At 71.3% G+C, this 11,908-nt stretch carries 5 protein-coding genes; all 5 read left to right on the top strand.

Translation table 11 applies throughout. The annotated features are described in order from the left end of the window. The coding region (locus AB1578_16980) for a CxxxxCH/CxxCH domain-containing protein (protein MEW6489596.1) at positions 1-1,892 on the top strand (1,892 nt) is incomplete at its 5' end. An 11-nt stretch (positions 1,893-1,903) separates the two neighbouring features. Then, on the top strand, positions 1,904-9,541 hold the full coding sequence (locus AB1578_16975; protein ID MEW6489595.1) for a DUF2341 domain-containing protein: 7,638 nt from the start codon (positions 1,904-1,906) through the stop codon (positions 9,539-9,541). Beyond that, positions 9,529-10,395 carry an ABC transporter substrate-binding protein gene (locus AB1578_16970; protein MEW6489594.1) on the top strand — a complete coding sequence of 289 codons (867 nt, stop codon included), beginning with the start codon at positions 9,529-9,531 and terminating at the stop codon, positions 10,393-10,395. Before AB1578_16975 ends, AB1578_16970 begins: the two co-directional genes overlap by 13 nt. Beyond that, entirely contained in the window at positions 10,382-11,116 is a 735-nt protein-coding gene (locus AB1578_16965) for an ABC transporter ATP-binding protein (GenBank protein MEW6489593.1), read from the top strand. Before AB1578_16970 ends, AB1578_16965 begins: the two co-directional genes overlap by 14 nt. After that, the gene (locus AB1578_16960) at positions 11,103-11,888 is read left to right on the top strand and encodes an ABC transporter permease (protein MEW6489592.1); all 786 of its coding nucleotides are present in this window, start codon (positions 11,103-11,105) and stop codon (positions 11,886-11,888) included. The genes AB1578_16965 and AB1578_16960 overlap by 14 nt, the downstream gene beginning before the upstream one ends. The last annotated feature ends 20 nt before the right edge of the window (positions 11,889-11,908 follow it).

The raw sequence follows: 11,908 nt of genomic DNA, 5'->3' as shown, positions 1-11,908 counted from the left end.
CGGGCCAGCCCTGCAATGAGTGCCACGCGGCGAAGCCCGTGACCCGCCACGCAGGCCTGGGGCAGCCCCGGGACTGCACCAAGTGCCACGAAGGGGCGGTGAAGCTGCGCATGGACATCCTGGGCCAGTTCCGGGCCCCCTCCCACCACGTGCAGGGGGTGCCCATCACCAACCGCCACTGCTACGCCTGCCACTGGGAGGCGACGCCGGAGGGGCTCATCGATCCCCAGTACCACGAGGGCTTCAACTCCCGGGATCACTCCTCGGTGCCCAACGCCCCGGTGGACCTGGTGCTCTGGGGGCCGGGGGCGAGGCCCGCGCAGTACGAGCTGGGGGTCACCGCGGTGACGTTCACCGCAAACAAGATCGGCTCGGCCGAGGAGCGCGGCGAGGTGGCCAAGGTGACCGAGATGTGCCTCGCCTGCCACAGCGATGACAATAACGACACCGACCCCTTCGGCGACTCCAAGACCCCCCGCCAATACGCCTGGGACCGCTCCAGCATCGCCTCCCGGTACTCGGACCCGGGGACCACCCCCTGGGGCAAGTACCCGAGCGCCCCCGGGGGGGCCCCCAAGGCCGTGACCAAGGCCTTCTCGGCCCACGGCAACGCGGTCGCCAACGCAGGGGGCTGGTCGGCCACCGGCCCCTGGGACGACTTCCGCAAGTTCGACCGGGCCGGGGAGGACTACGCGCTGCCGAACACCCGGACCGGGGCGGTCAACGTGCAGTGCTACGACTGCCACAACTCCCACGGCTCCAAGACCGTGGGGGTCACCTCGAGCTACATGACCTTCGACGGCACCTACAACGGGGGAAACCTCAAGGAGACCCAGGCGGGCCGGGGGGGATACACGAGCACCTACCGGGCCCAGGCCGGCACCGGAGCACTGAACCCCTACGCAGTAGGGGCGGCCCAGTGCTTCGACTGCCACCTCACCGAGGCCCGGGGTACCCGGCCCCCGGGCTACCCCACGGGGTTTGCCACCCCCTGGGGCTACAACACGACCTTTGGCGCCACGGCGCCGATCCTGGGGTACCGGGACTCCCCCCGGTTCGCCGACGCCGCCCGGGGCAACATCGAACGCTTTCCCTACAAGGTGAACAGCCCCTTCAAGGGGGGGCACCTAAAGGCCTCTTCTCCCCTGGGGACCCCTGCCGCCTGGCAGCTCAATGGCCTGTGCACCGGCTGCCACGACCCCCATGGGGTGAGCCCTTCCCTGGGAGCCGACCGGGAGTACGCCGTGCCGCTCCTGCGCTCCACCTGGCTCACCTCACCCTACAAGGAGGACGCGGCTCCACCGGACGCCTACGGGAGCTACGCCAACACGACCACCAACGCTTGGGGCAAGTACAGGGCCAACCAAAACGATCTGTACCGAAGCCGCCTCAACGTCCAGGCGGGGTACTGGCTCGACCGCAACACCTTCGGGGCCGGCTCCTTCGTCGCCGAGGGCGACGCCCTCTTTGGCGGGCTGTGCCTGGTGTGTCACCCCAAGGAGACCCTCGTGGACGGCGCCCCCCGAAACACCGCCTGGAAGGGCCTGGACCGGGTCCACGAGGCCGTGAAGGGGTGGGGCGCCAACCTGGAGCACCAGTTCACCTGCTCCAAGTGCCACCAGGCCCACGTCTCGGCACTGCCCCGCCTCATGCGCACCAACTGCCTCGACTACAACCACCGGGGACGGAAGGCGTCCGGCGGCCAGGCCTGGATGGCCGACCGCGAGAGCAGCGCTGCCCACGGTTACGGCAACCACATGGGTTACCCCAACGCCGACCTCCTGGGCAACCGGAACACGGCCGAAGCCGCCAACACCTGCCACTTCAACGCACCCGGCAACTCGGGCACCTGGCCGAGCCGAAACCTCTGGAACGTGGTGACGCCATGGTAAGGGGGTGGAAGATGCACCGACGACCGAGCCGGCACACCGGCCGCAACGACTCCTTCCCCACCGGCCCCCTGGGTGCGGCGGTCCTGGTCGGCCTGGGCCTGGCCCTGCTCGCCGCCACCGGGGCCCGAGCCGGCGGGGGAGACGTGATCTGGGAAGCCCGCCACGCCGCGGCCGGCCGCCAGGAGGCCCTGGCCTCGGTGGTGGACTCCCAAGGCCACGTGGTGGTCACCGGCACCACCGGCGACGTGCTCCAGGACTTCCTCACCGTCCGGTTTTCCGGAGACGGCTCCGGGGTCGCGTGGGCCCGCACCTTCCCCAGCGGGGGCCTGGGCTCTCCTCGAGCCGTCGCGGTGGACCCGAACGACAATCCGGTAGTGGTGGGCTACATCTGGACCGGCTCGGACTACGACTTCCAGACCGTGAAGTACGACGCCGCCACGGGCGACGTGCTTTGGCAGCACGCCTTCAAGCCCAGCGCCTCGGGGGACGACTTCGCCACCTCGGTGGCCCTGGACCCCCTGGGCAACGTCTACGTGGGGGGCTACTCGCCCAACGCCTCGGCCCGGGACGACTTCGTGGTGGTCAAGTACGGCCCCGGCGGCCCCGGGGGTGACGGCCAGCCCCTGTGGCACCGGCGCTACGACGCCGGTTTTGGGGGGCACGACCGGGTGCTCGCCCTGGCCGCCGGAACCGGAGGAGTGGTGGCGGTGGGCACCTCCCAGAACGCCGTGCCCCAGTTCGACGCCCTGGCGGTGGCATACACGGCCACCGGCGACCTGCGGTGGAACCGGCGCTACTCCCGCAGCGGCGATGACGCCGCCCTGGCCGTGGCCCTCGACGCCGCCGGCCACGCGGTCGTCACCGGGTACGGATACAACGGCTCGAACCGGGACCTCTTCCTGGCCAAGTACGACGCCTCGACCGGCGTCGACCGCTGGCCGGTCCAGACCTACGACGGGGGGTTCGACGAGGAGCCCCGGGCCGTGCTGGTGGACGAGCAAGGCGACATCTACGTCGCCGGTACCACCTTCACCGCCCTGGGGGCGTATGACTTCTATACCGCCCGCCACCTGGGCGACACCGGCACCCTCGTGTGGCGCAAGGTCCACAACACGGTCAACGGCAACCTCGACGTGGCGGTCTCGGCGGCCGTGGACCCCTTCGGGGACGTCTTCGTGGCAGGTCACGCCTTCCTCGAAGACGCCCAGCGCTACGACTTCCTCACCCTGAAGTACCGCAAGGACACCGGGGCCCTCCTCTGGGACCGCCTCTGGAGCAGCCCGGCCCTCAGGGACGACAAGGCGGTGGGGATGGGCCTTTGCCCCACGGGGGCGGTGCTCGTGGCCGGGTGGTCCGACGCCTGGACTGCCGGCTCCTCGGACTACGACTTCGCCGTCCTCAAGTATGACCCGGGGCTGCTCAACGCACCCACGGGCCTCACCGCCACTGCGGTCTCGGAGACCCAGGTGGCCCTCACCTGGGACGACAACTCGCCCAACGAGGACCACTTCGCGGTAGAGCGCAGAATCGGCGAGCAGGGTACCTTCGAGCTCGTGGCGACCGTGCCCGCCAACCAGACCGCCTACACCGACCCGGGCCTCACCCCCCACACGAAGTACTGTTACCAGGTCAAGGCCTACAACGCCGCCGACGGCTACTCCCACGCGAGCAACCAGGCGTGCGCCAAGACCACCATCGTCCAGTTCCGGGAACCCCTCTGGGCCTTCACCTACAACAACCCGGCGGGCAACGGGCCCGACGTGGCCACCGCGGTGGCGGCAGGGCCCGACGGCCACCCGGTGGTGACGGGGTACAGCTTCGCCACCGTGGGGTCCCTGGACTACTACACCGTGAAGCTCGAGCGAGACACCGGAGCCGCCCTCTGGAGCGCCCGGTACAACGACCTGGACGACGAGATCGACGTGGCCCGGGCGGTCGCCGTGGACAGCCAGGGCCGGGTGGTGGTCACCGGCTACTCCTCCCTCTACGGGGGAGGGGCCGCCAACACCAACGACATCTACACCATCGGATACCCCCCCTCGGGGCCGCCCGAGACCTGGGCCGACCAGTACAACGGGCCGGGAGGAAGCGACGACCGGGCCACCGCCATCGCCGCGGCCGTGGACGGCTCGGACAACCTGGCGGTCGTGGGGTACGGCCGAAACGCTCAGGGCAACGACGACATCTACCTCCTCAAGTACGCCCCCGACGGCACCCGCCTCTGGGCCGCCCAGCCCTACGATCGGGGCGGCAACGACTACCCCGCCTCGGTGGCCTTCGCCCCAAACGGGGACGTGCTGGTGGTGGGCTACACCGCGGCCGGGAGCTCCTACGACGCCTTCGTGGCCCGGTACAGCGGGGCCACCGGGGAGCGCCTCTGGGCGTCCACGCCCGGGGGGCCCGGGGACGACTACGCCCGCAGCGTCGCGGTGGACCGCCACGGGGCCGTGTACGTGGCCGGAGAACGGCAAAATGCCGAAGGAAACGCGGACTTCTGGACCCTGAAGTATGCCGTCGGATCGACAGAGGAGCTCCTCTGGGAACGCATCTACGACATCTCCGGGGGGAGGGACGACCGAGCGGCCACGGTGGCGGTGGACCCCATCGACGGGCAGATCGTGGTCGCCGGGACCACCACCGCCTCCTCGGGGCGCGGCAACCTCCACGCCGTGCGCTACGACCCCGACGGGGCGGTCGTGTGGGAGCACACCCTGGACCGGCCCGACACGGACGACCAGTTAGCGGCGGCGGTGCTCGACCGATCGGGAGGAGTGTGCCTGGCTGCCCGCACCCAGGGGACCGGAGATTCCGACGTGCTGGCCATGAAGTACGACCACCAGGGCGTCCTGATCGGCGCCACGGTGTTCAGCGGGCCGAGCGAGGACGAGCCCCTGGCCCTGGCGGTGAACCGCTACGGTCAGACGTTCGTGGCGGGCTACACCACCAACGCCTCGGGCAACCTGGACTACCTGGTGGTCACCTGTCACGACGACTCGCTCCAGGTTCCTTCCCCGGTCGTTCCCGCCCCCCGGTACACCGAGGTCACCGTCACCTGGTCGGACAACTCGGCCGACGAGGCGGGCTTCCGGGTGGAGCGCCGGGTGGGTGACTGCGAGACCGGCAACCACTGGACGCCGGTCCACACCGCCGGAGCCAACCAGACGTCGTGGATCGACACGGGGCTGGCGGTGGGCCAGGAGTACTGCTACCGGGTGCAGGCCTTCCGGGAGAACGGGGAGTCCTCCCGGTGGGCCGAGCGGCAGACCGCCACCGCAGACCCGCCGGCGCCCTCGGGCCTCTCGGCGGTGGCCGTGAACACCACCCGCATCGACCTCGCCTGGACCGACACCACCCAGGGGGAGGAGCGCTTCGAGGTGGAGCGGTGCACCGGCGCAGGGTGTTCGGACTTCGCCTGGGTGGGAAATGCCCCCGCCAACGCCACCGGCTACCAGGACGCCGCCGCCGAGCACTCGACCTCCTACCGGTACCGGGTCAAGGCGGTACAGACCGGGGAGTGGGCCTCGGGGTACAGCGCCGAGGCCTCGGTCACGACCCCGGCCCCCTCCGTGCCCACCATGTCGGGCGTCACCCGGATCTCCGAGGTGGAGCTGCGGGTCAACTGGACCGCCGCGGCTTCGGACCAGACCGGCTTCAAGGTCGAGCGGTGCGCCGGCTCGACCTGCTCCGACTTCGCCCTGGTGGGAATCGTCGGGGCCGCCGACCGCCAGTACAACGACCCGGGCCTCTTCCCCGGGGGCACCTACCGGTACCGGGTCCGGGCCTACAAGGAGGGAGCCTGGGACTCGAGCCCCTCCGCCATCGGGACGGGCACGGCAACCATCAACACTCCCTCCTCCAACACCCCCACGGTGGTGAGCACCACGGAGCTGCGCTTCACCTGGACCGACCCCTGCGTCGCGGAGTCGGGCTTCCAGGTGGAGCGGTGCCAGGGCTCGACCTCGTGCACGGACTTCGCCGTCGTGCATACCGCCGGGCCCAACGTCACGGCCTTCAACGACACGGGCGTGGCCCAGGGGACGATCTACCGGTACCGGGTGCGGGCGGTCTTCGGCGAGCCCCCCTACCCCGCCGCCTCGGCCTGGAGCACCGTCCGAAACCAGACGACCCCGGCAGCAGCGGCCCCCACGGGCTTTACCGCTACCCGGGTCGCGGAGAACCGGATCGACCTCGCCTGGTCGGACTCCAACTCCGACGAGAGCGGCTTTCGGGTGGAGCGGTGCGAGGGAGAAGCGTGCTCGGACTTCGCCTGGCGCGCCGACGCGGCGCCGGGGACCTCGGGGACCTACAGCGACCAGGGCCTGCCCCTGGGCCGGACCTACCGGTACCGGGTGCGGGCCTACAAGGCGGGCGTCACCCACCCCTGGGAAGGGCCCTACTCGGCGGCGGCTTCCGCCGACACGAACCTCGCGCCCCCGAGCCTCTCGGCCGCCGCCCGGCTCCACGCGGGGTGCGAGGACGTGCGCTTCACCGCCTCCGACGGCGCCACGCTGCGGCCCTACTGGCTCGAGTCGGGGTGCGGGACCCCGAACACCCGGTTTGCCGTGCGGCTGCCCTCCCTCGCCACCGGAGACACCGCCCTTTTCCAGTACTGGGGCAACCCCGCCGCCGAGCCGGTTTCGAGCGCATCGGCAACCTTTGCCTTGTACGACTCCTTCCGGGGCACGGTGGTCGACACGGCCAAGTGGATCAAGCTCGGCGACCACTCCATCAGCCAAAACGACGACCTGGTCCTCGACTTCGTGAGCTCCGCCTGGACCCGGGCCCTCATCTCCCAGGCCTCCTTTGCCCGGGCCGAAGGGGTGGAGCTCTACCTGAGGCTCTCGATCCCCAACATCGCCTTCTCGAACGACCACGCCATCCTGGGGTGGACCTACAACCAGACGACCAGCACGTCGTCGAGCGCCGTCTACTACGGCCTGTACTTCGCCTCGGGAAACCTCTACGTGCGGGAGGGGAGCACCAACCGAGCCACCTTCGCCTACGCGGCGAACCAGACCTACGAGGTGCGCTTCCAGCTCAAGGCCGGCCAGGGGGCCCGCACCTACATCAAGGGGGGGGCCTGGGCCCACTGGACCCTGCTCTACGACAGCAACCTGTACACGAACTCCCCCATGAGGGTGGAAATCGTACAGTACAGCCACCGGATGCGGATCCACGAGGTGCGGGTGGGGCGGACCCCGGTGCCCGAGCCCGCGGTGGCGTGGGGCGGCGGGGAGGCAGGGGCCTTCGACCTCTCCGGGGGCTCCTGGGCCGCCCGGCGGCCCCTGACCCTCACCCACGGGGCAGCGGCCCTGGGGGACTGCCAGGTGCCCCTGGTGGCCGACACCTCCCACCTGGCCTCGGAGCAGGTGGCCCTCTCCTGGATCGACGCCTACGCGGAGGAGACCGGGTTCGAGCTGGAGTGGTGCGAGGACGCCGGGGCGCCCTGCTCCGACTTCGCTCTGTTGGCGGCGCTCGGGCCCAACGCCGCCTCCTTCGTCCACCAGCCCGTCACCCCCGGGGCGACCTACCGCTACCGGGTCCGGGCCGTGAAGGCGGGGGAGTGGGAGACGCCCTGGAGCGGAGTGGCGGTGGCGACCGTGCCCGGGGTCGTGGCTCCCTCGGCCCTGACGGCCACCCGGGTGGGAGAGAGTTCCGTGACCCTCGGGTGGACGGACAACACGGCCAACGAATCGGGCTTTCGGGTGGAGCGCTGTCTCGAGGGAGTGGACTGCCCCGGGGGCTTCGCCCCCGTGGTCACCGCAGCCCCCAACGCCGTCTCCCTCGCCGACGCCACGGCGCTGCCCTCCACGGCCTACCGCTACCGGGTGGTGGCCTTCCGGGAGGGCGCCTGGGAGGCGTCGAGCGCCGAGCTCCCGGTGACCACCCTCACCCCGGCGGCCCCTTCGGTCCTCTCCGCCGAGGGGATCTCGGAGAGCGTCGTCCGCCTCCAGTGGACCGGCAACACCCTGGACGAGACCGGCTTCGAGGTCCAGGCGTGCCCCGGCCTGGAGTGCAGCGACTTCCAGCCCCTGGCGGTGGCCCCGGCGGGCGCGAGCGGCTACGACCACCAGGGCCTGAGCCAGGGCCAGAGCTTCACCTATCGGGTGAGGGCCGTGCGCTCCGGGGGCTCCGGCTGGCAGACGGCGTGGGCCGGACCGATCTCGGCCTCCACGCCGGCCGTCCAGCCTCCCGACGGTCTCGCGGCGACGCTGGTCCACTCCACCCGAATCGACCTCGGGTGGAACGACAACACGTCCTCCGAGACCCTCTTCCGACTCCAGCGCCGGTGCAGCGGCACCGGGTGCACCGGTGCCTACGGCGACCTGGCCACCCCCGGGCCCGACACCACCGCCTACCAGGACACCTCGGTATGCGCCGACCGCACCTACTGGTACCAGGTTCGGGCCGAGAAATCGACCGAGCCGTCCTGGACCACCCCGTGGAGCGCCGAAGCTCAGGTGGTGAGTCCTCCCCCCGCGGTACCGGCGGACCTCACGGCCGCCATGGTCTTCGAGAACCGGATCGACCTCGCCTGGACCTACCCTGCCGCAGACCACTCGGGCTTTTTCGTGTACCGGTGCGACGCAGCCCTGGGGGATTCTCCCTGCACCCCCACCACGTCCGTCTCCACCCAGGCTGCTGCCGCGCGGGCCTTCAGCAACACGGGCCTCACCGCCAACCGGCGCTACCGGTACCGGATCGACGCCTACAAGACCGGGGTCACCTGCCCCTGGCAGGCAAGCTCGGTCATCGTGGAGGCCGAGACCATCCCCACCCCGCCGGCAAACCTCGCCGCCGCGGTCCAGAACACGACCACCGTGCGGCTCACCTGGACCCGCACCACGGCCTCGGAGACGGGCACCCGGATCGAGCGGTGCGCCGGGGAGGGGTGCAGCGATTTCACGGTGATCCACAGCAACGCCGGCACCGGGACCACGTGGGACGACGCCACCGCGGCCCAGGGCACCCCCTACACCTATCGGGCGCGCCACTACCGCACCACTGCCCCTGTCTGGGAGACCGCGCCCAGCGCACCGGCCTACGCGGCCACCCCCGCGGCGATGCCGCCCACGGGCCTCGCCCTCGCCGTGGCGGGAGACCGGCAGGTGGACCTGACCTGGCAAGACAACACGTCGGACGAGACCGGGTTCCGGGTGGAGCGGTGCACGGGTGAAGCCTGCGCCGACTTCACGCTGGTAGGCACGGTGGGCGCCGGGATCACCCGCTACGAGGACACCACGGCCCAACCTTCCACGACCCACTGCTATCGGACGGGAGCCTACAAGACCGCCACCCAGCCCTGGACGGTCTACTCGCCTCCGGCCTGCGCCTTCACGGCCCCGGCGGCGCCGGCGGGCCTCACGGCCACCGCCGTCAACTCCCGGGTGATCCGGCTGGAGTGGGCCGACGCGGCCGCAGATGCGGAAGGGTTCGAGGTGGAGGTGCGGGTCTGGAACGGCCGGTATGTGCGGATCGCCACCCTTCCGGTGGAGCAGACCACCCACGTGGACTTCACGGCCATCGACCCCGAGATCGAGTACCGCTACCGGGTGCGCTCCTTCCGGGGGACGGAACGATCCTCCTACAGCACCGGCTCGGTAACGACCCCGCCGTGGCAGGAGGGGGACACCACGTGGGCCCGCTAGGCCGGGCCCTCGCCGCGGCCCTGCTCCTGGCGGCCCCGTGCCCGGCGCCGGGGGGCGAAGCCGCCGCGTTGCGCATCGCCTCCCTCTCCCCCGGGGCGACCGAGATCCTCTTCGCCCTGGAGGCGGGAGGCCTGGTGGCGGCCGTCTCGCGCCACTGCGACCACCCGGTGGAGGCCCGCCTCAAGCCCAAGGCCGGCGACTTCAACCGCCCGGACCTGGAGGCCCTCACGGCCCTGGGCCCCGACCTGGTGGTGTTGAGCGAATACGGGAGGCCGGGAGACGAGGAGGCCCTGGAGGAGGCGGGGCTTCGGGCCCTCGTGCTCCCTGCCCGGAACGTGGCCGAGGTGGGCGAGGCGATCCGGCGCTTGGGGCGGCTCACGCAGAGGGAGGAGCGGGCCGAGGAGCTCGTAGCGGAGATCGAGGCGGCCCTCGTAGAAGTGGGCGCCAGGCTGGCCGGGCTCCCGGAGGTGGACCGCCCCCGGGTGTATCTGGAGGTGGACGGCCCCGCCAGGCTCTACGCCGTGGGCCCCGGCTCCTTCATGGACGACCTGATCCGGGCCGCCGGGGGCCGAAACGCCTTCGGGGACCGGAGGGTCCCCTACTTCGCCGTGGACCCCGGCGAGGTGGCGGCGGCCGAGCCGGACGTCATCCTGATCGACCACCCCTTCCAGTACAAGGGCGGGGTCGCCAAGCGCCCGGGCTGGTCCGGGCTCTCCGCCGTGAGGAACGCCAGGGTCTACGACCGCACCGACTTCGACATCGTGCTCGTCAACCGGCCCGGCCCCCGCATCGGGGAGGCCGTGCGGGTGCTGAGCCGCCTGCTCCACCCGGAGGTTTGTCATGCGGACCGCTGAGGAGCTCGGGGCCGCTCCTGCGGTCTCCCTCGACGGGGCCACCCGCATCTTTTGTGGGAAACCCGCCGTGGATCGCCTGACGCTGCGGGTGCCGCCGGGAACCTGCCTGGTCCTGCTCGGCGCCAACGGCGCGGGAAAGACCACCACCCTGCGCCTCGTCGCGGGACTCCTTCCCCCTACCTGCGGCTCCGTTCGGGTAGAAGGGCTGGAGGTGCGCGACCACCTGCGACGCGTCAAGGAACGGGTGGGGATGGTGCCCCAGGACGACGCCCTGGATCCGGACCTGAGCGCAGCCGAGAACCTGTGGTTTCACGCGCGGTATGCCGGCCTCGGGGGTCCCCGGGCCCGTGCCGCCGCGGCTCGCGTCCTGGAGCGGGTGGGTCTCGCCGACCGGGCGGGGGCGAGGGTGGGTCAGCTCTCCTCGGGCCTTCGCCGCCGCCTCGTACTGGCCCGGGCGCTGCTTTGCGCACCCGGAATCCTGCTCCTGGACGAGCCCACCCGGGGTCTCGACGGGGGCAGTCGCGAACGGTTCCTGGATACCCTTCAGGAGCTCAAGGCCTCGGGAACGACCCTGGTGCTCGCCACCCACGACCGGGACGAGGCCGACCTTCTGGGAGACCGGGCGGTGCTCCTGGACCGGGGCCGGCTGGCGGGGCAGGGAGCGCCCGGCGAGCTGGCCGGCCGGGCCCCGTTGCTGCGGGTAGCCGGTGGGAAATCGTAGCCGGACGGGGCCCCCATCCCTGCGCGGCGCGCTCCTCGTCTGGCTCCGCAACGCCGCGGTGTGGCGAAAGTCCTGGCGCACGAGCCTCGTGGGGTCGTTGGGCGAGCCCCTCTTCTACTTCCTGGGCCTGGGGTACGGGCTGGGCACCTTGATCCCCGCGGTGGGAGGCCAGCCGTACCTGCACTACGTGGCTCCGGGCCTCCTCCTCACCTCCACCATGTACAGCGCCACGATCGAAGCCACCTACAGCACGTTTACGAAGCTGGAACACCAGAAAGTGGGCGAGAGCATGCTCCTCTCGCCCCTTACGTTCGCCGATGTGGTGCTCGGCGAGCTCCTGTGGGCTGCCACCAAGGGCCTCTTGAGCGGGACCGCCGTGCTGGCGCTGGGTATTGCCTGGGGGGTGTTTCCCCCCTGGTTCGGGGTCGTCGGGCTGGGCCTTGGGGCGGCTGCGGGCCTGATCTTCGGCTGCATGGGCCTCGTCGTCACGTCCCTGGCCCGGGGATACGACTCCTTCAACTACTACTTCACGCTGATCATCTCTCCCATGTTCTTCTTTTCGGGGGTCTTCTACCCCATCCGGGGCCTGGGGGCGTGGGTGGAGGGGATCGCCTGGATCTTTCCCCTCACCCATCTGGTCAAGGCAGCCCGAGCCCTCCTCCACGGGGACTTCGGCTCTCCCCTGTGGGGCGAGCTCGCGTGGATCGCGGTGTTCGGGGCGGGGGTCTTCCTCGCGGCCCGCTGGGCCCTGGCACGGCGGTTCGCCCCGTGAATGGGTTCCGCCGGGCTTGT

The organism is Thermodesulfobacteriota bacterium, from assembly GCA_040756475.1.
Taxonomy (GTDB): Bacteria; Desulfobacterota; Deferrisomatia; order Deferrisomatales; family JACRMM01; genus JBFLZB01.
This window is presented reverse-complemented; position numbering and strand designations above follow the sequence as displayed.

Bases quoted from the DNA above. Each gene is read 5' to 3' on its own strand.
- AB1578_16975 (MEW6489595.1), top strand. From the start codon at position 1,904: ATGCACCGACGACCGAGCCGGCACACCGGCCGCAACGACTCCTTCCCC.
- AB1578_16965 (MEW6489593.1), top strand. From the start codon at position 10,382: ATGCGGACCGCTGAGGAGCTCGGGGCCGCTCCTGCGGTCTCCCTCGAC.